Here is a 23,776-nt window from a genome sequence, read left to right on the forward strand (position 1 = left end):
CAACAACATAAATGCGGCGAGGGAGCAAGCTCCCTCGCCACAGGTGTTGCGTTCAGCACACGCTCAATCAGCGCTGGGCCAACCAGTAGTCGTGCAACGCGCGGGCGGCCGGTTCGATAGCGGCTACCCGTTGCTGATGGGCATCAACATCCAGGTCTGCCGGCAGTTCGAAGTTGTCCTGCTCGGCGCACCAGGAAATCTTCTCCAGTTGCCCGGCCTGTTCGGCGGGCAGCTCTGGCCAGTTGCCAATGGCGGCGCCACGGATATAGCCAAAGCACCATTCTTCCGCCAGGGTCAGTGGCTGGTCCTGGTGCTCGGTTTCTTCGAAACGCGCCTTGAAACCTTGGGCATCGGTCGCCAGTTGCGTGGCAATAGCATTCATATGGCGCACGCACAGTTCAAGAAACTGCCCGGCTTCTTCCGGGCTTTCCCAATCCGGGTTCTGCCCACCAAAGATACCGGGAAACCATTCGGCAACCTCCACCTGCGCGGGGCTTGAAACCAGTGCGGTGAAGTAGCCGTCGAGCTCGGCCAGGTTCAGCACCGAATGGTCGTCGCCGTACTTGAGCAGGGTTTCGTCGATGAACTCGAAATCGGCGGGGGCGAGGGGTTGGTCGTGCATGGGCATATCCTTTGTGCGTAGAACGCCGCTGAGGGGGCGGCTTAAAGCGCGGAGGATGGCGCGTGTCGGGGTTTTAATCCAGCTTCTTCAACGCTTTTCCCACAGGACGCACAGCTTGCTCATGCACATCGAACCCGCCACTGCGAGAATGATCGGCACCAGGAAGTCATGGTCGATGCGGGTGAATTCCGCCACCAGCACAATCGCCGTCAACGGCATGCTCATGCTCGATGCCAGGAACGCCGCCGCACCAATGATCGCGAACGCCCCCAGCGGTACGCCGGGCCACAGCAGGTTCCAGGCGCCACCGAGGATGATCGCGAGCAGGGCGCCGTTGGCCAGCGCCGGGGTCAGCAGACCGCCTTCGGCACCGGCGCGCAGGCTGCTGGCGGTGATCAGTACTTTGACCACCAGCAGCACGGCGGCCAAGGCGATGGTCAGCTCGTTGTCGAAGCCCAACTGCGCCGGGCCTTTGCCGTTGCCGAGGATTTGCGGCAGGAAAATCGCCAGGCCGCCAATGATGGTGAAGTTGATCAGCGACAGCACCGGCAGCCGCCAGCCACGGGCGGCGTTGCTGCGGGCGGCGCCGGTCAGGCGGGTGAACCCATAGGCGGCCAACCCGAACACCGGCCCGCAGGCCAGCGCCCAGGCGATCAAGCCAGGGCTGAGCACAAAGTGCGGCACCACGTATTGCGCCTCTGCCCCCAGGCCGATCCAGGCCACTGACGCGCCGATAGCCGAGGTGGCCAAGGCAATCACGGCCGCCGGCCAACTGAACACGCCCACCAACACTTCGAGCACAAACACCGCACCACCCAGCGGCACGTTGTACACCGCCGCCAGCCCGGCACCCGCGCCGCAGGCGACGATCAGCCGATGCATGTCCGGCGCCAGCCGCGCCCGTTGTGACAACCAGGTGGCGGCCAGCGCGCCGACTTCCCGTGGCGCCACTTCACGGCCCAAGGGCGAGCCGAGGGCCACGGTGATGATTTGCAGCACGGCGTGGGCGAGGGTGGTCTTGGGCGGCATGATCGGCGCGTCGGCCGAGACCGCTTGCTTGATGCTCACCAACGGGCGGCCATAGCGGTAGATCAACCACCAACCCACACCGGCCACCAGGCCGCAGGTGATCAGTACCAACACCCGGCGTTCGGGCGCGGCGGCGGTGACGCCGAGCAGAAAGGTTTCATGGCTGATCAGGCTGTCGAGGCTGTAGCCGTAGGCCAGGTGCTGGATGCCGTGCAGCAGCAAGGCGAGGAGCATGCCGCCCAGGCCGGCGCCGATGCCGGTGAAGATGACGACGAGGGCGAGAATCAGCAGCGAACGGGTTTTTGAGGGCATGAAGGGTCCAGGGAGCCGGGTTTTCGAGCCCGATTCTATAGCGCAATGGTGACGCCATAGCCCCGAGATGTAATGCCAGTGCACGAACTGGCCTTCCACAACATTGCATTACGTTCAGATTACTTTAACCGCCCGGCCGATTGCCTGAATCGGACCTGTCGGCTTGCCGGTTTTCGAGCCGCCCGGATTTTCCAGGGTCAGCTCAAACAGCTGGTTCGGTGCCAGTGGCGGGAGTTTGTCCAGGGGCACAGATAACGTCTGCCCGGGTTTGACCAAGCCCAGCGACACCGGGCCTTGCCAGTCTTCGCCCTTGGTCCAGAACTGCAAGGTCTTGTCTGCCGGTACTTCCATGACGCCCAGTGGAATCAGCTGGATTTCCTGAGTATTACTCGCCTGGATCACCCAGCCCGGCGCCTGGTTTTGCGGGGCGACCAGCACCACCACATAAGCGGTCGGGTTGATGGCAGCCGTACGGGTCAGTAGCAACGTCGCCAATACCAGGCTTGCCGCGATGCCCGCACCGGCCAGCCCGCGCCACAGGGCCAGCCGGTTCCACCACGAGACGGGCGAATCGTGATTGGTCGAATGCCCCAGGCTGCGCTCGATGCGTCGCCATAAATACACCGACGGCGTTGCGGGCGCAGCCTGTTCGGTCAATGGCAGCAGGCGCTGCTCCCAGGCGTCCACCGCTGCGCGCAACGCGGTGTCGGTTGCCAGGCGCTGTTCCACCTCGGCACGCTGTTCGGCGGGCAAGGTGCCCAGCACATATTCGCTGGCCAGTTCTTCGATGCTGTTCATGCCATGCACTCACGCAATGCCGCGAGGCTGCGTTTGATCCACGCTTTCACGGTGCCCAATGGGGTGCCGAGTTTGTGCGCGATTTCGCTGTGAGAATAACCGTCTACATACGCATGCAGGATGCAATTGCGGCGGGCCGGGTCGAGTTGTTCGAGGCAACTGTAGATCCGCCCCGAGCGCGCTTGATAGTCGAAGGTGTCGGTGGGCGCTGCGCTTTCATGTTCTTCGCTGAGGGGCACTTCGCGGCCACTACTGCGCACAGCATTCAGCGCCAAATGCCGAGTCACGCTGTACACCCAGCCGCGGGCCGAGCCCTTGTGCGGGTCAAAGCTGGCGGCACCCTTCCAGATCTTGATAAAGGCGTCATGCACGATGTCTTCGGCCACGGCCTTGTCGCGCACGATGCGCAAGGCAACTCCCAACAGCCGGAAGCTTTCCTGTTGATACAGCCCGCGCAAGGCCAGTTGTTCGCCACGGGCGCAGGCCAGCAGGCAGGCTTCATAGTCAAAATCGGTTTCAGGCAAAGACAGGTTTCCAGGTGGAGGCCCCGGCGGTGAGCCCGGGGCGCTTTCGCAGCAGCGTAGACGAGTTTGATTAATTGGCCGCCCAGAAGATGTAGTCAGCCTGGTACTTCACCACTGCCTGCTGGCCCTTGTTGGCCGCGGTGCATTCGGTGCTTGGTGCTACGCCACCTTTGAGGGCAACCCGTTGAATGTACGCGACGCCACTCATCGCCCCCTTGCCTTCGGCTGGGTTGGCCTTGACCAGTTGATAGGGCAGGTTGCCGGGGCTGGACGGTGCCACCGCCAACTGGGTGCCGGTGACTTTCGAGCCGTCCTTGGCCTGCCAGGTGGCCGGCGGGCCGAAGTAGCTGCCGACCTGCTGGCCACTGCGGTCATTGAGCACGGCCTTGGGCCCGACGAAAAACCATTCGGTCTGGCCGGCAGCGTTGGCCTTGTCCCGGCATTCATAAGTGATTTCGCCGACTCCAGTGGTTTCCATCGCTACCTTGTGACCGTCCGGCACTTTGATGCTGTCGGGTAAACCGGTCTGGGCAAAGGCGGTCGGTGCAGCGGCAAACAGGCAGGTCACGCAGAACAGGGCTTTGGCGTTCATCGGTGTCTCTCCTTAAGGGCAGCAAGGCGCTGCTACCGGTACTACCCACGGCACGCGCAAACGGATGCAGCGATTAGAAAATAAATCGGTAAGGGCGCACACTGTGGCCCCCCGCACTACCAGAGGAGAGATTGGCAATGACCGGTGTTCACACGTCTGCTCAACAGGGTTTCTCTACTCAGGCCGTCACCTACGCCCAAGGCCGACCGGACTATCCACGGCAACTCACGGGCTGGCTGACCGACGCCCTGCACATCAATTCCCACTCCACAGTCATCGACTTGGGCGCGGGCACCGGCAAGTTCACCCGTTTGCTCAATACCGTGGCGCCGACGTTGATTGCGGTCGAGCCGGTGGAGGCGATGGGCGCGCAGTTGAAAAAGCTGCTGCCGAACGTGCGCCTGCTGTCGGGCATCGCCGAAGCCATTCCGCTTGAGGCGGCAACCGCCGATGCGCTGGTGTGTGCCCAAGCGTTCCACTGGTTCTCCACGGAAGCGGCCCTGGCGGAAATTCACCGGGTGCTCAAGCCGGACGGCCGCCTGGGGTTGATCTGGAACGTGCGGGACGAGTCGGTTGACTGGGTCGCAGCGATCACCGAAATCATCACGCCTTACGAGGGTGACACCCCGCGCTTTCACACCGGACGTTGGCGCGAGGCGTTTACCGGCGAGTATTTTTCCGCCCCCGAAATGACCTGCTTCCCCTACAGCCACGTGGGCAGCCCTCAGGAAGTGATCATGGATCGCTTCCTCTCCGTGAGCTTTATCGCGGCGTTGCCGGAGGCGGAAAAGGCGCTGGTCACCGAGCAGTTGCAGTCTCTGATCAACACCCACCCGGCCTTGCGTGGCCGTGAGACCGTCGCGTTCCCGTACCAGACCCAGGCCTATTGCAGCCAGCGACTGACGAAAAAAGCATAAAGTCAGATCGTATTGATATAAGTCGTTATAAGAAAAATCGCTATGCTGCGGCCAGAATTTTATAAGGCCGCAGGTAGTGGTAATGGATGTAGGTAATTTTGGTTTCTCGATTGCTGGCCTGATTGTTGGATTTATCGTGGGAATGACCGGTGTAGGCGGTGGCTCGTTGATGACGCCGATCTTGCTCTGGTTCGGCATCAACCCGGCCACCGCCGTGGGCACCGATCTGTTGTATGCCGCCATCACCAAGTCGGGTGGGGTGCTGGTTCACAGCAAGAATCGCAACATCGACTGGACCATCACTGGCTGGTTGACCCTGGGCAGCGTGCCTGCAGTGTTGCTGACCTTGTGGTTCCTCAAGAGCCTGGACACTGATCCCGCCGCTTTGAACGCGGTGATCAAGCAGTCCCTGGGCGTGGTGTTGCTGCTGACGGCCACGGCGATCCTGTTCAAGAACAAGCTGTTGGCCTTCGCCCAGCGGCACGCCGGCGACGACTACAAGATGGCGCCGCGCAACCTCAATGGGCTGACCGTCGTCACCGGCGCGATCCTCGGCACCATGGTGGCCCTGACCTCCATCGGCGCCGGCGCCCTGGGCACCGTGGCACTGTTTATCCTGTATCCGTTCCTGGCCACCAAGCGCCTGGTGGGCACGGAAATCGCCCATGCCGTGCCATTGACCCTGGTGGCAGGCCTCGGCCACGCGAGCATGGGCAACATGGACTGGACCCTGCTGGGCTTCCTGTTGCTGGGCTCGCTGCCGGGGATTTATGTCGGCAGCCACATGGCCGGCAAGGTCCCGGACGGGATATTGCGGCCTTGCCTGGCGTTCATGCTGGTGATGATCGGCTTCAAGCTGGCACTTTAACGCGCCGACCCATTGCCGATCTGCCATACAAACGGCGGCTCGGTGCCATTGATCACCCAGTCGCCGACAATCCGCGCCTTGTAGATCACCGGATTGTGGGACGACACCGTGCGTGCATTGCGCCAGTGCCGATCGAGGGCTTTGCCCTGGCGCACATCCGACGCCCCCAGCGCGTTGAACAGTTCGGTGGTGGCGCGCTGGATCAGTTCCGAGACCACCACCTGCGCCTTGGCTGATTCGATTTCAGCGGCGACGTTGGCTTCGCGCTCCACCGCATCATCCCCACCGAACCTTGCCACATAAGCCCGCTGCGCAGGGACGGTAGCCTTCAGTGCGCTGGCTTCGGCGGCATACACCAGCGCCGCGACTTCGCCCACTACTTGCTGAATCTGCGAATCCTGGCTCACATGGGCCGCATTGCCGTGGCTGTAGATCCGCTTGCGGCTGCGCACCTGATGCGCCACATCCTTGAGGGCCGCGCGACCGATGCCCGCGAGGGTGGCGAGCAGTACCAACTGGTAGAACGCGGTCTGGTATTTGAAACGGGTGGCAAAGTCGATGACGTTTTCTGCCTCCACCACCGCGTCGGTAAAGCGCGAGGTGCCGCTGCCGGTGGTGCGCTGGCCAAAGCCGTCCCAGTCATCGCTTTGCACCACGCCGGGCTGGCGGGTGCGAGTGGCGGCAATCACATCGCCGCCGGTGTCGCTGCGTTGGGCGTAGACATCGATCCAATCGGAAAACAGACTGCCGGTGCTGTAGAACTTCTCACCGTTGAGTTTCCATGTATCGCCGTCGGGGCTGACTTTAGTGACAACATCGCCGATGGCCACGCTGCCGATTTCGGTCCAGGCGCAGCCCACGATGTCGCCGTCGACAAAGCGCTTGAACCAGAGGTCCCGCGCCGCACCGGGTGCGGCATTCAGGCGGTCTTCGGCAAACGCAAAGTGCCCGCGCAGGGCCTGGGGCACGTTGGAGTCGGCTTCGGCGAGCTCGATCAGCAGTTCGAATAGCTGGGGCAGGGAGGCGCCACCACCGCCGTACTCCACGGGCACCCGCACCGCGCCAAAGCCGGCTTGCTTGAGCCACTGGATCGGCTCGTAGGGCAGGGCGCGGGTTTGTTCGCGTTCTACGGCACCTTCGGCGATGCGCTGGAAAATCGGCCGGAAGCGTTCGGCCAGGGCGTGATAGTCGACGCCAGTGGACAGTGGATTGATCACGTGATGTTCGGTCATGGGGACGGCTCCTGGGCAGTTGGACAGTGGAGCTGTTGCACGGTCCATGCCGGGTGCCAACGGCCCTGTTTGCGGGGGCGGGGCGAATCCAACTGTTGCTGCGGCAACAGCAAAACGACAAACCACCGCAATCCATGACACCTTCCCGCAGGTCGTTTTTCGCCCTTTTCAGCGCGCCAGGCCACTTGGGACGGGCCTCTCACGGTGCCTGGCACAGTTGCTGCTCCCTACGCTGTACATGCCAATCCACGAGGTACAGTCCGATGAGTCAGCAAGCCGTTAAATTTGCCTACTGGGTGCCCAACGTCAGCGGGGGCCTGGTGGTCAGCAAGATCGAACAGCGCACCCACTGGGGCATCGACTACAACCGCAAGCTGGCGCAGTTGGCCGAGGAAGCCGGCTTCGAATACGCTCTGACGCAGATTCGCTTCACCGCCGGCTATGGCGCCGAATACCAGCATGAGTCCGTCGCGTTCAGCCACGCGTTGCTGGCGGCCACCACCAAGCTCAAGGTAATTGCGGCGATCTTGCCCGGCCCTTGGCAACCTGCGCTGGCGGCCAAGCAACTGGCAACCATCGACCAACTCACCAACGGCCGCGTCGCCGTGAATATCGTCAGCGGCTGGTTCAAGGGTGAGTTCCAGGCCATCGGCGAACACTGGCTGGAGCACGACGAGCGTTATCGCCGCTCCGAGGAATTTATCCGCGCTTTGAAAGGCATCTGGACCCAGGACAACTTCACCTTCCGCGGCGATTTCTACCGCTTCGACAATTACAGCCTCAAGCCCAAGCCACTGGGCGAACCGCACCCGGAAATCTTCCAGGGCGGCAGTTCACGGGCCGCGCGGGACATGGCCGCTCGGGTGTCGGACTGGTACTTCACCAACGGCAACACGCCGGAAGGCATCAAGGCTCAGGTGGACGACATTCGCGCCAAGGCCGCTGCCAACAACCACTCGGTGAAAGTCGGGGTCAATGCGTTTGTGATTGCCCGCGACACCGAGGAAGAAGCCCGCGCCGTGCTCGCGCAAATCATCGAGCAGGCCGACCCGGAAGCCGTCAACGCATTTGGCGATGCGGCAAAGCAGGCGGGCAAGGCATCGCCGGAAGGCGAGGGCAACTGGGCCAAGTCGACCTTTGAGGATCTGGTGCAATACAACGACGGCTTCAAGACCAACCTGATTGGCACCCCGCAACAGATCGCCGAGCGCATCGTGGCGTTGAAGGCGGTCGGCGTGGACCTGGTGCTGGCTGGCTTCCTGCATTTCCAGGAAGAAGTCGAGTACTTCGGCCAGCGCGTGTTGCCGCTGGTGCGCGAGCTGGAAGCCAAGGCCGGGATCAAGCAAGTCGCCTGAACACCACCACCGCCGCCCGCAATTTGTTGTTGCCGAACCGGCACATTCGCTCGAACTCCCCGTGGCTGACCGGCAGGTGCTGGCAGTCCATGGGTTGGCGATGCTGGCTGTGATCCACGTCCGGGTCGTGCAGGTACACGAAGTCTTCGTCGCAGTCGGTGACGATCACCCAATGGGGCGACTTGGAGCGGGTCAGCCGGTAGCTGCTGATCAACACCAGCGGCTGCCCGCCGTCGCGCAGCACCTGGGGTAAATCCAGCGGGCCGCCGAGCACTTGCTCAACGTCGCTCAAGGCCAACTCTTCCTCGAAGGCGTCGTGCACCAAACGCATGACGTCTTTTTTATGCTGATCACGCACCCCGTCGAGAAACAACGGCCCACTGACATTGACCTGCATACGCACCCGAAAGCCCCGGCGCCAGGCGGCGAGTGCCAGGCCCTGGGGGCTGCAACCGCCGTGGCCGGCGGTCATGAACACGGTGGTTGCTTCGCGCCAGATCTGCAGTTCTTCGCGGCGCTGGGCCACCCGTGCAGGTTCCAGGGCGCCCATGGCCATCAGCAGGCTGGCGGCGCCACAGGTGAAGTCGGTGGTCTGTTGGTAATAGGGCACGCTCAAGGCTCGCGCGTCCTGGTGCTGGAGGATGCGTTTCTCCAGGCGCAGGGCGGGGGCATGGTCTTCGTAGTAGTCGTTGACCAGGGCAAAGCGTCGATAGCCGTTGCGCTCGTACAGGGCGATGGCGCCGGGGTTGTCGGTGCGCACTTCCAGGCGCAGGTAGGCGCAGTCATGTTCCACCGCACAGGCTTCGATGCGCGTCAGCAGTTGCTTGCCCAAACCCAGGCCCCGGGAGGACTCGGCGATGGCGATGGAATACAGGCGCGCCAAGGAGGTGCCACGGTGGAACAGCACCAGGGCGTAGCCCAGCAAATCGTTGCCTTTTTCCGCCACCAGCAGTTGCCCGTGGGCGCGGCTGACCATCCACTGGAAGCTGCGGGTGGAGAGCCGGTCCGTGGTGAAACAGTGCTGTTCCAATGCCACCAATGCAGGCACGTCATCGGGTGTTGCAACGCGAAAGGAAAGAGCCATGTGACCGCCGTAAAAGTTGCGTAACGAAACGGGACTTCTCTAAAAGATCGTGCTTAATAGAAAAGGTCTAGTTCTCTAAAGCGGATCAATCAATATGTCAGCGGTACAAGGTCATTGGCGTGAAGTATCCGAGCAAACAGTGGCGGCGACAATAACTTCCAGCGGTTATTTTTCCAGCCCTCCCAAGAGTGCAAGTCAAGTCGTGATTATTGTCGAGCGCAAGGAAGACTGGGCGTCGTACTTCCCCAGCGAAGACATCGTCACCGCCCAGGAATACCTTGAGCAAACCCGGGAAAACGAGACGGGCAAGCGTGTGCAGGTGATCAACCTGTGCCGCAGCTACAAGTACCTGGGGCACGGCTACTACTGCTCGCTGTTGGCCGAGGCGCGGGGCCACAAGGTAATTCCGTCGGTGCGCACCATCAGCGAACTGACGAAAAAGTCTCTGTACGGCCTGGCCCTGGATGACCTGGATAAAACCCTCGACAAAGCCTTGAGTCATCATCTCTACAGCAACACCGAAGGCTTTACCCTGACACTTTATTTTGGTCGAACCAATATTGAACCCTTGCAGGATTTGGCTCGTCAGTTGTTTGAAGCCTTCCCTTGTCCAATCCTGTTAGTTGAGTTTCGCAAGAATAACGGCTGGCACATCGAAGGCATCAAGTCTGGCGTATTGCACAAGTTGCGCGATGACCAGGAAGATCAATTTGCCAATGCGCTGGATAACTTCAGCCGCAAGATCTGGCGTCAACCACGCTCCCGACGGTTGGCCCGCTACGACCTGGCGATCCTGCACGATCCCCAGGAACAATTGCCGCCATCCAACGCCCGTGCCTTGGACAATTTCGTCCGGGTGGGCAAGGGCCTGGGCATCGATGTGGAGCTGATCGAACGCAAGGACTACGCCCGCCTGGCCGAATACGACGCCTTGCTGATCCGCGAGACCACCAGCGTCGATAACCACACCTACCGCTTCGCCAAAAAAGCCGAGAGCGAAGGTCTGGTGGTGATGGACGACCCGGCGTCGATCCTTCGCTGTACCAACAAGGTCTACCTCACCGACCTGCTGAAAAGCCATCAACTGGGCATGCCCGCCACCGAAATTCTCTACAAGGAGCGACCCGAAGATTTTGAACGGGTGGGGGAGCGCCTTGGCTTCCCGCTGGTGCTGAAGATTCCCGACGGGTGTTTCTCCCGCGGCGTGATCAAGGTCGAAAGCCAGCAAGCGCTGCTGACGGCCACCGCCGAATTGTTCGAGCATTCTGTGTTGCTGCTGGCCCAGGAATTTTTCTACACCGAGTACGACTGGCGCATCGGCGTCCTCAACCGCAAACCGATCTTTGCCTGCCAGTACTTCATGTCCAAGGGGCATTGGCAGATCTATAACCACAAGGCCATCGGCCAGGACATCAACGGCGAGTGCCGCACCCTGGCGGTCCACGAAGCGCCCAAGGCGGTAGTGGAACTGGCGGTAAAAACCGCCAACCTGATCGGCGACGGCCTGTACGGCGTGGACCTCAAGCAATCCGGCGACAAGGTGGTGGTGATCGAGGTCAACGACAACCCCAACATGGACGCCGGTATCGAAGATGCCTACCTGCAAGACGACTTGTATTCCCTGGTACTGGAGGAGTTCGTACGACGCCTGGAGTTGAAGCGTCAAGGCCAGGTGTGGTGACGCGCGATGATCCAGCGCTTTGAATTAGCCGATGGCAAGTTGTATAACAGCCTGGGGGACGGCGGGGATGTCTTGCTGTTCAGCAATCCTGACCCCCACGAGCGCAAGTACCTGCGCGACTGCTACAAGCTCGATGAACACGCCCTGGCCTCGGCGCTGGACCCGGACGAAGTGTCGCGCATCGAGTTCCACCCCGATAACCTGTTCCTGATCTGGAAGCGCCCGGAGAACTATTCCGGCGGCGGCAACCTGGTGTTTGAAGTGGCGTCCTGCGGCTTGCTGTTTTCCGGGGACCAGTTGCTGGTGATCGCCACCGACGACAGCCAGCTTTCCGGGCTGGGCGCCCGCCGGCCATTACGCACGCCATTGGATGTGTTGCTGGACTTGCTGCTCAACAACATCCACCACTACCTGGGCCACCTGAAGGTGATCAAGATGGTCGCCCGGGAGTTGCAGCAGCAGTTCAATGCATCGATGAGCAATCGCCACCTGATGCAGATGTTCAACCTCAGCGAAAGCCTGATCTATTACATCAACGCCCTGCACAGCAACGGCGCGGTGCTGACGCGCCTGCGCAACCATGGGGAAAAGGAGCATTTCAGTGCTGAGACCCTGGGCCTGATCGATGACCTGATCATCGAGAACAACCAGTGCTACAAGCAGGCGGAGATTTACTCCAACGTGTTCTCCGGGCTGATCGATGCCCGGGGCAACCTGATGAACAACAGCATGAACAACCTGCTGCGCAAGCTGACGCTGATCAACGTGGTGTTCCTGCCGTTGAACCTGATCGCCAGCGTAGGCGGGATGTCGGAGTTCAGCATGATGACGGCGGGCACGCCGTGGTGGATTTCGTACCCATTGTTCATGACGGCGATGGGGCTGGGAGCGGGGTTGATGGTGTTGGGGTTGAAGCGGATTGCGGGGAGTGGCGACAAGGCAGTTTGACTAAGATCTTGAATATCACTGAGGTCTAAATGTGGGAGCGGGCTTGCTCGCGAAAGCGTTGGATCAGTCGCTGTAGATGGCGACTGTCACACCGCTTTCGCGAGCAAGCCCGCTCCCACAGGGGATTTGCGCCATTCAGACGTCCGGCTGTAACGTCAACACCTCAAACCCATCCCGCGTCACCGCCACGGTATGTTCCCACTGCGCCGACAAGCTGTTATCCCGCGTCACCACCGTCCAGCCATCCTTCAAGCTGCGCACCTTGGCGCTGCCCTGGTTGAGCATCGGCTCAATGGTAAACACCATGCCTTCACGCAGTTCCAGGCCGGTACCGGGGCGGCCGAAGTGCAGGATCTGCGGCTCTTCGTGCATCTCGCGGCCAATGCCATGTCCGCAATACTCACGCACCACGCTGTAGCCGTTGCTCTGGGCATGGCTCTGGATGGCGTAGCCGATATCCCCCAGGCGCGCGCCGGGCTTGACCTGGCGGATGCCGGCCCACATGGCTTCAAAGGTCATTTCCACCAGGCGCCGGGCCTTGGGCGCGACGTTGCCGATCATGTACATTTTGCTGGAGTCGGCGATATAGCCGCCTTTTTCCAGAGTGATGTCGATGTTGACGATGTCGCCGTCCTTGAGCACGTCCTTGGCGCTCGGCATGCCATGGCACACCACCTCGTTGATCGAGGTGTTGATGCAGAAGGGGTAGTCGTACTGCCCCAGGCTCGCAGGCCGTGATTGCAGGTCGTTGCGGATGAAGGCTTCGACGGCGCTGTCGATCTCCAGGGTCGACTGGCCGGCGGCGACAAAGCCGTCAAGCATGGTAAACACCTGGGCCAACAGACAGCCGGATTCGCGCATCACCGCGAGTTGTTCCGCCGTCTTGATCATTGCGCGCGCCCCCGGATCAGGTCGGGTTTGTCCAGCAACAGCTTGTTGATCAGGTCGTTATAGGCCAGGTGTGGATTGAGCTCGGCCAGCAGGCCGATCTTGATCCAGAACTCGGCCTGGGCGTTGATGGAACGGTCCATGGTGGCGCTGGCCAGACGGAGTTGTTCGTGCAATTGGTCGGTGATCTTGACGATGCCCATGAGCTTCACTGTACAGGGTTGATATACAAAGCGTATACGTTTCGTATGCTTCGCGTAAAGCCTGGCGTTTCGCCATTGACTTGCCCGATGGCGCCGGTTAATTTTGATTCATGACATTTCAAACCTTTCGTTGCCAGCCAAGCATTATTACCGCCATTCCTCATTTGGCGGGATAGCGCACGGCTGCACCCAAACCCGCCCTAGAGGCGGGTTTTGTTTTTCCGTCTCCAGGGCCTTGTAAACACCCAGGAGACATCCATGAGTACTCGCCCGGCGAGCCAGCCCCAAGATTCGGGATTGCTTGAGCACTACGTGAAGAAGATCCTGGCCGCCCCGGTCTACGACCTGGCGGTGCGCACGCCGTTGCAGGTGGCGCCGGCGCTGTCGGCCTTGCTGGGCAATCAGATCCTGCTCAAGCGCGAGGACCTGCAACCGACCTTTTCCTTCAAGATCCGTGGTGCCTACAACAAGTTGGTGCAGCTCAGTGCCGCGCAAAAGGCCCGGGGCGTGATCACCGCGTCGGCGGGCAATCATGCCCAGGGCGTGGCATTGGCGGCGCGGGAATTGGGGATCAAGGCGACGATCGTCATGCCCTGCAGCACCCCTGAACTGAAGGTGTTGGGGGTGCGCTCCCGAGGCGGCGAGGCGGTGTTGCAAGGGGAGAGCTTTCCGTTTGCCCTGGCCCATGCGTTGCAACTGGCCGAGGCTACGGGCAGCACCTTTGTCTCGCCGTTCGACGACCCGGACGTGATCGCAGGGCAGGGCACAGTGGGGATGGAAGTACTGCGTCAGCAGCAGGGCCCGCTGGACGCGATCTTCGTCCCGGTGGGCGGCGGCGGGTTGATCGCCGGTATCGCGGCCTACGTGAAATACCTGCGCCCCGAAGTGCGCATCATCGGCGTCGAGCCCGAAGGCTCCAGTTGCCTGCTGGCAGCCTTGCGTGCGGGGAGTCGGGTGGTGCTGCCGAGTGTCGACAGCTTTGCCGATGGGACCGCAGTGGCCCAGATCGGCGCCTACGGCTTTGAAATCTGTCGGCACCACGTAGATGAGGTGATCACCGTCAGCAATGACGAGCTGTGCAGTGCCATCAAGCTGATCTACGACGATACGCGATCGATTACTGAGCCTTCAGGTGCCCTGGCGGTGGCCGGTATCCGCAAGCATGTGGCGAAGACCGGCATCCAGGGCCAAACATGGGTGGCGATCAACTCTGGGGCCAATATCAACTTCGATAGTTTGCGGCATGTTGCTGAACGAGTGGCCGCCCAGGCAGGTTAAACGTTTAATCTAACGAATGTTTAATTTAGTTACATTCACCCGTTTGGATAGCCGCTATTAAGGTGGGAAAAAGTTTTTGCGGGCACTTATAACGAGCTGTCTTTCAATTTGCATGACGCCAATGGAGGCTCGTTGCAAGACGCATGAACCAGCGGGCGTATTTTTTTCCGAAAGCCCCGATTTTTCTAGGGCGCACAGCTGTGCGTCTGCCGGCACGTTTAATGCTTTATAAGATCCTGTTACAACTCTGAATGAGCAACAAATATAGCGGTTAACACCCCGAACGGATGGGGTAATAGCGGTCTGCCACGTAACTTATATAAGTAATGTGGTCGCTTATGAGGAAAGGTTCCAACGCAACTTCAAAGGGCCTAGTAGGCTGGTTACGTGAAGCCGTCTGCCAGGGCTGGCAAGGCGCAAAAGGTGAGCGTGACATCGCGGTCGCCAGCGGTACGAATTTTGATAAATATCGATTGGCAATCTCATAAAAGGAGAGGTCGGCCATGCTTTCGGATCTGGAACTACGCGGCATTATTGAAGGAAGTTTTCTGCCTAAGCGCTGTGAAGTCACCAAGGCGCCAGACGCCTCGCTGACGGTGAAGGTTTATCACGAGATCGACCATGACCGGGTCGACTTGGTGGTCACCGGCATTTGCGCGAACAAGCTCGACAGCAGTCGGGCGATCTGCAACTTGATTACCGAGTTGCGTGAAGACCTCAAGAACACCCACACCCATGCCCCGGCCCTCAAACGAGCCGGTGCGCGTCCTTTCTATTAAACGGACGGTTGAGCTTCAATCAGTGAAGACTTGCGGGCCTGGATAAACGCCAGGCCCAACGCCGTTTCCGTGATTACCGCCAGCAAAATTCCCGGGCCCGCGTGGCCGCTGATCCATTCGCTGATCCCCAACATCGCCAGCACAAAACAGCCGATCACAAAGCCGGAGGTCATGGCGTGCCGTGTCGCATCAGGGGGGGAGTGGCGGGCGCGGTAAAACATGATGCCGATGGCCAGGAACAGCGCGGCATTGCGACGGGCGACCAGGCCGGTGGCACTGGAGTATTCAACACTCCACACCCACAGGAGCAGGTCCGGGCGCAAACCCCAGATCAGCGCGAGGGCAAAGCACAGCAGGGCAGTGAAGGTAGCGAGGGGACGGAAGTGCAATTGCATGGCGAATCCTTTCAGCCGTAACGAGCGCTCAAGGATACCCATGTAGGAGCGAGCTTGCTCGCGAAGAACGCAAAGTCACGGCGTCAATTCAGAACTCCCGCGTTTCGCTGGCGAGCAAGCTCGCTCCTACCACAAAGTGCACGGGATCAGTTCTGCCAATCGCAGGCTTCCGACAGTTTGCGATAACCCACGTCCTGGACTTTCCCTTGACTGTCCACGAACTTGATATCGGCGTTGATCACTTTGCAGACATTGGTGTCGGGTTCGTGCATGGCAAGTACCTTTTGCACATCCATCTTCTCGCCGTAGTGATAAGGCGTGACGACGGGGGCGGTGTCAGCCTGCGCCATCCCCGTTACAGCCGTCAGGGCCAGTGCAGCACCGAGCATTAACGTACGCAGTTTCATGGTGTTTCTCCGCAAGTCGTTCGCAGGCGCATCAACGTGATGAGCCGCGGCCGCCCTGGGCAACGGCTGGAGCCGTGCGAGTGCGGTCGAATCAACTGTCTTCCCGGGGGATTAACCATCGATTAAGTGAGGCTTTACTGACAAAAGCTTCATCTTCAGCGTATCCGCAAGATCGCTCACATCATCCGGAATAGTCCGATACGGGCCAGGTATTCGTGCTTGCTACCGTCGCCTGTGGATCCATCCATCGGATGGTGCATGTAAAAGGGCGGAGTTGAGTGTGCAAAAGAAAATCGCAGCAGAGTTTCTCGGAGCGTTCTGGCTGACCTTCGGGGGGTGTGGCAGTGCGATACTGGCCGCGGCATTCCCGGAGTTGGGTATTGGCTTTGCCGGTGTAGCCCTGGCCGCTGGCTTGGCAGTGTTGACCATGGCTTACGCGGTGGGCGGCATTTCAGGTGCGCACTTCAATCCGGCGGTGACCATCGGCCTGTGGGTCGGCCGTCGGGTGGCCGGCATCGATGTAGTGCCCTACATCATCGCCCAGGTGGCCGGTGCGATAGTCGCTGCCGCCGTGTTGGCGCTGATCGCCAGCGGCCGCCCGGATTTCGAGATCGACGCTTTCGCCGCCAATGGCTATGGTCAGTTGAGCCCGGGGCAATACAGCCTGCTGGCGGCATTGGTGGTTGAAGCCGTAGCGACGTTCTTTTTGGTGTTCATCATCATGCGCGTCACCGGCCCTGGTTCGGCAACGGGGTTCGCGCCCATCGCGATCGGCCTGGCGCTGACCCTCATTCACCTGGTGACCATGCCGGTCACCAATACCTCGGTCAACCCGGCCCGCAGCACGGGGCCGGCGTTATTTGCCGGGGGGGAGTACGTGATGCAATTGTGGCTGTTCTGGGTGGCGCCGACAGTGGGCGCGGTGATCGGCGCCATCGTTGCGCGAGGGGTCACCTGCCCAAGGGAGGCGTGAGCCTACCAGCTCACGCGTAGCCCCGCGTTACCGCTGAAACCCTCCAGCGTATTGCTGTCCAGTTGGGTGTTGTAGTCCGCCGCCAGGTACACGCTGACGGTGGACGACAGCTTGGCGACAACGCCCACGCCGAGGTCGGCGGTGGATGACTTGTGATCGGTTTTAATCCGGTCCACGTCGTCGTAGGTCACCGTGTCGCTGCCACCGAAGGTACGCCAGGCGTTGGCCCGCACATAGGGCTCGATCGGGGTGTTCTGCACCAGGTAACGCCCCTTCAGGCGTGCGCCCAGGCGGCCGGTCCAGTAGTCCTGGGAATCGAATGAAACCTTCGAGATGCCATCGTTCTGGTGGTCCATGTCAATCTGCTGGTTGATCACCTGCACCTGAGGTTCCACCACCCAATGTTCGGAGACGGTAATCGGGTAACCCGCTTCTGCCGACAGGGCCAGGGCGTGGCCCTTGTTGTCGATCTTCACGTCACGGTCGGACTTGCTGTCACCGTCCAAGCGTGTGCCCATGGCTACCAGGTCCACGTACCAGCCCTTGGGGTCGGTGAGGGTCCAGTAGGCGCCGAAGTTATCGCCATCCAGCTTCACCCGCCCGGAGCGGTTGTCCTGGAAGCCCATTGAAAAGCCCTTGATGTCACCTTGCAGGCGGCTTTGACCGATAAACAGGCCGAAACGCTGGATCTGCCCGCCACTGGTCTCGGAGGCATAGAGGTCGTGGCCGACCTGATAGCCCTTGATGGAACCGTCGAAACTCGGCGATACCGTGCCCGACCAGCTCTTGTTGAAGCCACTGCCATAGGCACGGCCCCATCCCGCCGGGACCGGCCCGGTTTCGCTGAGCAGGCTTTGTTCGCCCTGGCGGTCGTGGAAGGTGCCCAGGGCCTGAAGCGTCATCAACTGCGCGGCAGGGACGACCACCGAGTACACCGGCACCTCCAGGCGATACAACGGAATCGGCTCGGCCCCGGCGATGGCGGTAGGCAACACCGGGTTGCTCGCTGCCGACTCCGGCGAGTTGGCGGCCGCGACCTGGCTGGGTGGCGGAGCAGGGGGCTCCACCGGCGCGACGGGTTGCGAGGTCGGTGGCTCCACGGGCGGTTCATCCGGTGCTACCACAGGCGGCACTGGCGGGATCGGCGGCACGGGCACCACCACCGGTGGCGTCGGCGGGACAGGTGGAACCACCGGTGGCTGCACGGCGACCACCGACGAACGCAAGTACCAGTTATTTTCCGTGCCGGCGGTGACACCACCTTTGAACAGCAGATACTCATAAGCTCCGGCGGATACCGAGCCTTTCAGGGCAAACGCATCGGCGCTGCTGGTGGCACCGTTGAGGGCTTGCACCACTTCGATCCCGCTGTTTTGCGTGAGACCGCCCAGGCCGCCGAGATTGCTCACGGTCATTTGTGTGTGCCCGCTGATGGTCCCGTCAGACACAACCAGTTTGTCGGTAGCCGAGTTCTCGTCGCCCAGCACGGTTTGCAACCAAAGCTGCCCATTGTTGCCCACGTAGTTGCCGTACACCGTCAACGTATCGGTGGCGCTGTTGCTGCGGCTGGTCATGTCGAGGGTGCCGGCATTATTCAGGGTGGCCAGTGCGCCTGCGGTGTAGGGGCGGATACTGCCTTGCGTCACGCCCAGGGTGCTGCTGCCATCGATGTTGAAGGTGCCGGTATTGCTGGCACTGTCGCCGAGGAAAAAGTCGCCGGCCAGGTCGAAACGCGAGTTGTTGTTGAGGTTGACTGTTTCCCACCCGATATACCGGGCGGCGGTGCTGGAAGTGGTGTTGTCGAAGGTCAGTTGGTCATTGCCCAGGCCGCCGTCAATCGAAGGCGTAGTGCCGAGCAGGGTTTCATTGAGGCCGCTGATCAGTGCGGTGTCGTCGCCGTCGCCCATCAGCACGGCGGACTTGATCTGGCCACCATTGATCCAGTTGAAGGTGTCATTACCGACACTGGCGCGGATCTCGCCACTGATGACGCCGCCACTCACGGTAATACTGTCGTTGCCGCCACTGGTGCTGATATTGCCACCGATGCTGCCGCCGGAGACGATGATGGTATCTGTACCGAAGGCGGTCACCAGATTACCGAGGATTGCCCCGCCGGACATGTCATAGATATTGTTGTCCAGCTTCATGTCGACCCGGCCGATGGTGCCACCGGTTTGCCGGGCCACGTCGCCATCCTCAAAAGCACCGACGATGGTGCCACCGGTCATCAGGAACGTGTCGCGGCCATCGCCTTGGGCCAGGGACTGGATCTGCCCGCCGCTCATCACGAAATCATCGATGCCGTTGCCCTGGGAAACGGCGCCGGTCACGGTCCCCGCGCTGATCTGGAAGCGATCGGCACCGTCGCCCTGGGTGATGCTGCCCACGATGCGCCCGGAGTTCATATCGACGAAATCCGTGCCGGCGCCGAAGGTGATATTGCCGTTGATAGTGCCGGTGCCGCCTGCAGGCAGGGTCAGGGTGTTATTGCCCGTAAGGTCGGTCAGGCCGGTGGGGCTGCTGCCGCTGTCGCAGGTATAGGTATCGTTGCCCGGGCCCGGGGTGAGTACGCAAGCCGCCAGGGCTTGTTGGGGGCCAGGTAATGCAGTGAGAGGATGCCGACAGCCAACACGGCGCGAGGCTGAAAAGTCCGTTTATTACGCATTGATCTGCCCTGTTTTTGTTATAAAAACTGCACATGTTTTTTGGGTTTAGTACAGTTTTTTACACAATGCAGAATTTTCGGACAGATAACCGCAGGGCTGTAAGCCACGTGATACGTGGCTTACATAGTGGCATATTGATTTTTTTGCCGCGTATTTGTCAGTCCAGCTGACGACGATAGGGCAGGTCCGGCCCGGTCTTGCTGCAGGTGAGTGCCGCAGCACGGATGGCAAAGGCAAGCATGCTGTTGATCTGCTCCCGGGTCAGCTGTTGCAGGCCTTCCACCGAGTCCAGTTGCTGCTCGGTCAGCCAGGCAATCAACGCGGCCTGGAACGTATCGCCAGCCCCTACCGTGTCCGCCATGACGACCTTGACCGCTGGCGCCGACCAGCTGCCGTGCTGGCGGCTGAACACCGTCGCGCCATCGCCGCCACGGGTCAGGAATACCAGTTGGCAACGGTGCTGCAACCAGCCTTGCAGGACGCTTTCCGGGGCTTGGCCGGGGTAGAGCAGGTGCAGGTCTTCGTCACTGACCTTGATCAGGTCGGCATGCTTGACCAGCTCGGCCACGCGGGCGCGCCACAGCTCGATGTTCGGCTCGGGGTTCAGGCGTACGTTGGGGTCGAGGCTGATCAGGCGCTTGCCACTTTCCCGGCGCACCAGGGCCAGCAACGTGTCGGCAATCGGCTGCACCACCAGTGAGAACGAGCCGATGTGTACACCACGCACTTCGTCGCCCAACGCCGGTAGATGCTCAAGTCGCAACTGGCGGTCGGCGCAACCTTCACCGCGAAAGCTGTATTGCGGTGAACCGTTGGCACCCACGGCGACCATTGCCAGGGTGGTCGGCGCGGCGAACTCCACGAGGTACTCCTCGCCCACGCCTTCGTCCTTGAGCACCTGCAACAGGCGTCGACCCAGGTAGTCGTCGGAGATCCCGGCGAAAAAGCCCGCATCGATTCCCAGTCGACGCAAACCTACTGCGACGTTAAACGGCGAGCCGCCGGCAATCGCCTTGTAATTGACCCTGGATGCCTTGCCGCTGGCATCGTCCTCGCTGAAAAAATCAAACAGCGCTTCGCCACATACCAAATACATATTCGTTCGCTCTTAAAGGGATGCCACGTGCTGTTGATAACGCTCATAAGCCTGCTGGTAGGCACTGACGCTGCCGGCATTCGGCACCGTGCGGCTGGTCGCGTCGACGCTGACGCAACGCTGGCACAACTGCGCCAGGCTCTCACCGGACTGGCACCACGCGGCCTGGATCGCCGCGCCGAGGGCCGCGGCTTCGCTTTGTTCGGTGCAGACCACTTCGGTGTTCATGATATCCGCGACCATCTGACGCCACACCGGGCTTTTCGAGCCGCCACCGATCAGGCGGATGCTCTGGCTTTGCAGACCGGTCTGGCGCAACAGGTCCAGGCCGTAGCGCAAGCCGAAGGTGGTGCCTTCGACCACGGCGCGGCACAGGTTGGCGCGGGTCAGGTTGGTCATGGTCAAGCCGTGCAGGCTGCCGGTGGCGTGGGGCAGGGCGGGCACCCGCTCGCCGTTGAGGAACGGCAGCATGCTCACGCCGTCGGCGCCAATCGGCGCCTCGGCCACCAGCGCGTTGAACGCCGCCAAGTCCAGGTCGAACAGCTCGCGGATGACCCCGGTGGCGTTGGTCAGGTTCATGGTGCAGATCAACGGCAGCCAGCCGCCGCTGGAGGAACAGAAGGTCGCGACCGATGCCTGCGGGCTGACGTTGGCCTGATCGGCAAAGGCATACACGGTGCCGGATGAACCCAGGCTCATGGTGATCACGCCGGGGGCGATATTGCCGGTGCCGATGGCGCCCATCATGTTGTCGCCGCCGCCGCTGGAGACTTGCGCATTCGGGTTGATGCCCAGGCGTTCGGCGATGGCGGGCAGGATGGTGCCCACGGCTTGATTCGCTTCGATCAATTCGGGCAGTGCCGCTTCCAGTCGCCCGTCGGGATCAATGTGGCGCAGCAGTGCGAGGTCCCATGCCCGGGTGCGTACGTTGAAATAACCGGTGCCGGAAGCATCGCCGTATTCCGCGCAGGCGCGGCCGGTGAGCCAGTAGTTGAGGTAGTCGTGGGGCAGCAGGATATGCGCGATGCGCACGAACACGTCCGGGTGTTGCTCGCGGGTCCACAGCAGCTTGGACACGGTGTAGCCCGGCGCGATGGCCACGCCGAGGCGTTCCAGGGAGCCGCTTTCACCGCCGAGGTGCTGCAACAGACGATCGTTTTCCGGTGCGGTTTCGGTGTCGCACCAGAGTTTGGCGGGGCGCAGCACCTGGCCCTGGTCGTCGAGCAGTACCAGGCCGTGTTGCTGGCCGGAAACGCCGATGGCGAGGATGTCCTGGCCGTCCACGCCAGCCTGTTGCAAGGCGCGGTGAGTGGCTTCGGTAAAGGCGTCCAGCCACTCCTGGGTGTGCTGTTCGCGGCGGCCATTGGCACCGCTGATCAGCGTGTGGCTGGCGGCGCCCAGGCCCAGGACTTTGCCGCTGCTGGCGTCCAGTACGATGGCCTTGGTGCCCTGGGTGCCGCAGTCGATGCCGAGATAGAGGTTTTGCTGGGTCATGGTAGGTCGCTCAGCACATTAGGGATGTGGAATGCGATCAATGTGGGAGCTGGCTTGCCTGCGATGGCGCCTGTTCAGTCAGTAATGGTGTGACTGATACACCGCTATCGCAGGCAAGCCAGCTCCCACAGTTTGATTCGGCTCCGTCAGTTGAGATTGGCGAGCAGCCGCTCCAGCGTTTTGCTCACACCCACATCCTGCAGGCTCTCGAAACACCGCTCAAACGCTGCCACAAACTCGGGCGAGTTGGGAATAGCTGTACCAAAAATCTCCTCCACACCCAGCAGCCGCCTGCTGATCAACGCATCTTCCGTCACCAGCCCCTGGCAAAACTCGGCGCGAGGATCCGGGATGCGATAGATCACGCCATTCTCATCCACACCTTTCAAGTACAGCGCCCACGCGGCCACCACCAGTGCGGCACGCTCGGTCTCGCGGCCATCGGCAATCAGGCGGTTGATGGTCGGTACAGTGAACTTGGGAAACTTCGACGAACCATCGGAACACACGCGCTCCAACTGGTCGGCAATCGCCTGGTTGGAAAAGCGATCCACCAGGGTCTGCTTGTATTCGGTCAGGTCGATCCCCGGCACCGGTGCCAGGTTGGGCGTGACGTCCAGGTCCATGTAGGCGCGCATATAGGCCACGAACAACGGGTCGTTCATGGTTTCGTGGACGAAGCGGTAACCCTTCAGGAAACCCAGGTACGTCAGCGCCAGGTGGCTGCCGTTGAGCAGGCCGATCTTCATCTCTTCATACGGCGTCACGTCATCGGTGAACTGCACGCCTACGGTTTCCCACGCCGGGCGGCCGTTGACGAACTTGTCCTCCAGTACCCACTGCACAAACGGTTCGCAGACCACCGGCCAGGCGTCGTCAATGCCGTGCTCGTCATGCAGTTGCAGGCGGTGCGCAGTGCTGGTCATCGGCGTGATGCGGTCGACCATGGCGTTCGGGAAGCTGACGTTGGCCTTGATCCACTCATGCAGCTCAGCGTCATGCAGCGCGGCAAAGGCCAGCAACGCCTTGCGGGTCACGGCGCCGTTGTGGGGCAGGTTATCGCAGGACATCACGGTAAACGCCGGAACCCCCGCCGCCCGGCGCTGGGTCAACGCAGCGCAGATAAAGCCGAACACGGTTTTCGGCGAGCCCGGGTTGGCCAGGTCGTGCTGGATCTGCGGCAGGTGGGCCATGAACTCGCCGTTGCTGTCGTCGATGCAGTAGCCGCCTTCGGTGATGGTCAGCGAGACAATCCGAATCTCTGGGCTGGCCAGCTTGTCGATCAGCGCCTGGGCACCGTCTTCGGCCAGCAGCATGTCGCTGATGGAACCGATCACACGCACTTCGGTGTCGTCGGTGTCCCCCAGTTCATACAGGGTAAACAGATAGTCCTGGCCGGCCAGGTCGTCTCGGGCCTTGCGGTCTTCAGTCCGCAGGCCCACGCCGCAAATGCTCCAGTCCAGGCCCACGCCGGTATTCATCAAGGCGTCGGTGTAATACGCCTGGTGCGCGCGGTGGAAGCCGCCGACGCCAATGTGCGCGATGCCCTGACGGGTGTTGGCAATCGCATAGGCTGGCAGTTGCACTTCAGGCGCCAGTTGCGTGAGGTTTTGCTTGTTCAGTTTCATCAGG

General features: G+C 61.3%; 22 protein-coding genes and 1 pseudogene. 8 read left to right on the top strand and 15 right to left on the bottom strand.

Translation table 11 applies throughout. From position 1 onward, the window contains the following. Nucleotides 1-67 precede the first annotated feature (67 nt). The 5 genes from BLU46_RS31205 to BLU46_RS31225 all read right to left on the bottom strand — a co-directional run bounded on the left by BLU46_RS31205 (nucleotide 68) and on the right by BLU46_RS31225 (nucleotide 3,877). Complete coding sequence (locus tag BLU46_RS31205) at nucleotides 68-622, bottom strand: UPF0149 family protein (protein WP_063029794.1); 555 nt, start codon at nucleotides 620-622, stop codon at nucleotides 68-70. Nucleotides 623-709: 87 nt separating this feature from the next. Then, entirely contained in the window at nucleotides 710-1,963 is a 1,254-nt protein-coding gene (locus BLU46_RS31210) for a chloride channel protein (RefSeq protein ID WP_093209595.1), read from the bottom strand. A gap of 114 nt (nucleotides 1,964-2,077) precedes the next feature. Next, nucleotides 2,078-2,761: an anti-sigma factor gene (locus BLU46_RS31215; protein ID WP_093209598.1), complete on the bottom strand. Its 684-nt coding sequence runs from the start codon at nucleotides 2,759-2,761 to the stop codon at nucleotides 2,078-2,080. Further along, nucleotides 2,758-3,285, bottom strand: coding sequence for a sigma-70 family RNA polymerase sigma factor (locus BLU46_RS31220; protein ID WP_093209601.1), 528 nt, complete (start codon nucleotides 3,283-3,285; stop codon nucleotides 2,758-2,760). Before BLU46_RS31220 ends, BLU46_RS31215 begins: the two co-directional genes overlap by 4 nt. Nucleotides 3,286-3,355: 70 nt before the next feature. Then, nucleotides 3,356-3,877 (bottom strand): DUF3455 domain-containing protein, encoded by a 522-nt coding sequence (locus BLU46_RS31225; protein ID WP_017475578.1) that lies wholly within the window; start codon nucleotides 3,875-3,877, stop codon nucleotides 3,356-3,358. Between the two features lie 137 nt (nucleotides 3,878-4,014). On the opposite strand from BLU46_RS31225, the gene BLU46_RS31230 reads away from it, so the two are divergent. Both BLU46_RS31230 and BLU46_RS31235 read left to right on the top strand, forming a co-directional pair. Further along, nucleotides 4,015-4,794 (top strand): class I SAM-dependent methyltransferase, encoded by a 780-nt coding sequence (locus BLU46_RS31230; protein ID WP_093209604.1) that lies wholly within the window; start codon nucleotides 4,015-4,017, stop codon nucleotides 4,792-4,794. Between the two features lie 82 nt (nucleotides 4,795-4,876). After that, on the top strand, nucleotides 4,877-5,662 hold the full coding sequence (locus tag BLU46_RS31235; protein ID WP_063029803.1) for a sulfite exporter TauE/SafE family protein: 786 nt from the start codon (nucleotides 4,877-4,879) through the stop codon (nucleotides 5,660-5,662). Here BLU46_RS31235 and BLU46_RS31240 read toward each other — a convergent pair. Beyond that, nucleotides 5,659-6,894 carry an acyl-CoA dehydrogenase family protein gene (locus BLU46_RS31240; protein WP_093209607.1) on the bottom strand — a complete coding sequence of 412 codons (1,236 nt, stop codon included), beginning with the start codon at nucleotides 6,892-6,894 and terminating at the stop codon, nucleotides 5,659-5,661. The genes BLU46_RS31235 and BLU46_RS31240 overlap by 4 nt on opposite strands. A 263-nt stretch (nucleotides 6,895-7,157) precedes the next feature. Between BLU46_RS31240 and sfnG the strand changes: the two genes are divergently transcribed. Next, nucleotides 7,158-8,249: a dimethylsulfone monooxygenase SfnG gene (gene sfnG / locus BLU46_RS31245; protein WP_093209610.1), complete on the top strand. Its 1,092-nt coding sequence runs from the start codon at nucleotides 7,158-7,160 to the stop codon at nucleotides 8,247-8,249. Here the strand turns inward: sfnG and BLU46_RS31250 are convergent. Beyond that, nucleotides 8,233-9,333, bottom strand: a complete 1,101-nt coding sequence (locus tag BLU46_RS31250) for a GNAT family N-acetyltransferase/peptidase C39 family protein (protein ID WP_093209613.1) — start codon at nucleotides 9,331-9,333, stop codon at nucleotides 8,233-8,235. The genes sfnG and BLU46_RS31250 overlap by 17 nt on opposite strands. Before the next feature lie 94 nt (nucleotides 9,334-9,427). Here BLU46_RS31250 and BLU46_RS31255 point away from each other — a divergent pair, with 94 nt between their 5' ends. Both BLU46_RS31255 and BLU46_RS31260 read left to right on the top strand, forming a co-directional pair. After that, the gene (locus BLU46_RS31255) at nucleotides 9,428-11,014 is read left to right on the top strand and encodes a RimK family protein (RefSeq protein WP_063029809.1); all 1,587 of its coding nucleotides are present in this window, start codon (nucleotides 9,428-9,430) and stop codon (nucleotides 11,012-11,014) included. Between the two features lie 6 nt (nucleotides 11,015-11,020). Continuing rightward, nucleotides 11,021-11,962, top strand: coding sequence for a magnesium transporter CorA family protein (locus tag BLU46_RS31260; RefSeq protein WP_063029811.1), 942 nt, complete (start codon nucleotides 11,021-11,023; stop codon nucleotides 11,960-11,962). 135 nt (nucleotides 11,963-12,097) lie between these two features. Here BLU46_RS31260 and map read toward each other — a convergent pair whose 3' ends face one another. Continuing rightward, on the bottom strand, nucleotides 12,098-12,853 hold the full coding sequence (map, locus tag BLU46_RS31265) for a type I methionyl aminopeptidase (RefSeq protein ID WP_093209615.1): 756 nt from the start codon (nucleotides 12,851-12,853) through the stop codon (nucleotides 12,098-12,100). Then, the gene (locus BLU46_RS31270) at nucleotides 12,850-13,053 is read right to left on the bottom strand and encodes a ParD-like family protein (RefSeq protein WP_017475587.1); all 204 of its coding nucleotides are present in this window, start codon (nucleotides 13,051-13,053) and stop codon (nucleotides 12,850-12,852) included. The genes map and BLU46_RS31270 overlap by 4 nt, the downstream gene beginning before the upstream one ends. A 258-nt stretch (nucleotides 13,054-13,311) precedes the next feature. Between BLU46_RS31270 and ilvA the strand changes: the two genes are divergently transcribed. Together ilvA and BLU46_RS31280 are read left to right on the top strand one after the other, a co-directional pair. Then, nucleotides 13,312-14,331 (top strand): threonine ammonia-lyase, biosynthetic, encoded by a 1,020-nt coding sequence (gene ilvA, locus BLU46_RS31275; protein WP_093209617.1) that lies wholly within the window; start codon nucleotides 13,312-13,314, stop codon nucleotides 14,329-14,331. A 503-nt stretch (nucleotides 14,332-14,834) separates the two neighbouring features. After that, nucleotides 14,835-15,110: a DUF1652 domain-containing protein gene (locus tag BLU46_RS31280; protein WP_093209620.1), complete on the top strand. Its 276-nt coding sequence runs from the start codon at nucleotides 14,835-14,837 to the stop codon at nucleotides 15,108-15,110. Here BLU46_RS31280 and BLU46_RS31285 read toward each other — a convergent pair. Then, nucleotides 15,107-15,505, bottom strand: coding sequence for a hypothetical protein (locus BLU46_RS31285; protein WP_093209622.1), 399 nt, complete (start codon nucleotides 15,503-15,505; stop codon nucleotides 15,107-15,109). The genes BLU46_RS31280 and BLU46_RS31285 overlap by 4 nt on opposite strands. A gap of 146 nt (nucleotides 15,506-15,651) precedes the next feature. Then, nucleotides 15,652-15,912, bottom strand: a complete 261-nt coding sequence (locus BLU46_RS31290) for a DUF2790 domain-containing protein (protein ID WP_063029819.1) — start codon at nucleotides 15,910-15,912, stop codon at nucleotides 15,652-15,654. Between the two features lie 280 nt (nucleotides 15,913-16,192). Here BLU46_RS31290 and aqpZ point away from each other — a divergent pair, with 280 nt between their 5' ends. Further along, entirely contained in the window at nucleotides 16,193-16,885 is a 693-nt protein-coding gene (aqpZ, locus tag BLU46_RS31295; RefSeq protein ID WP_093209624.1) for an aquaporin Z, read from the top strand. Between the two features lie 2 nt (nucleotides 16,886-16,887). Here the strand turns inward: aqpZ and BLU46_RS31300 are convergent. From BLU46_RS31300 to BLU46_RS31315, 4 genes and pseudogenes are all read right to left on the bottom strand, one after another. Beyond that, nucleotides 16,888-19,553 (bottom strand): annotated as a pseudogene (locus BLU46_RS31300) (autotransporter family protein). A gap of 158 nt (nucleotides 19,554-19,711) precedes the next feature. Continuing rightward, complete coding sequence (locus BLU46_RS31305) at nucleotides 19,712-20,650, bottom strand: carbohydrate kinase family protein (RefSeq protein WP_093209627.1); 939 nt, start codon at nucleotides 20,648-20,650, stop codon at nucleotides 19,712-19,714. A 12-nt stretch (nucleotides 20,651-20,662) separates the two neighbouring features. Continuing rightward, nucleotides 20,663-22,144, bottom strand: a complete 1,482-nt coding sequence (gene xylB / locus BLU46_RS31310) for a xylulokinase (protein WP_093209630.1) — start codon at nucleotides 22,142-22,144, stop codon at nucleotides 20,663-20,665. 146 nt (nucleotides 22,145-22,290) lie between these two features. After that, nucleotides 22,291-23,772 carry a mannitol dehydrogenase family protein gene (locus tag BLU46_RS31315; RefSeq protein ID WP_093209632.1) on the bottom strand — a complete coding sequence of 494 codons (1,482 nt, stop codon included), beginning with the start codon at nucleotides 23,770-23,772 and terminating at the stop codon, nucleotides 22,291-22,293. Nucleotides 23,773-23,776: the final 4 nt, after the last annotated feature.

Source organism: Pseudomonas yamanorum (assembly GCF_900105735.1).
Taxonomy (GTDB): Bacteria; Pseudomonadota; Gammaproteobacteria; order Pseudomonadales; family Pseudomonadaceae; genus Aquipseudomonas; species Aquipseudomonas yamanorum.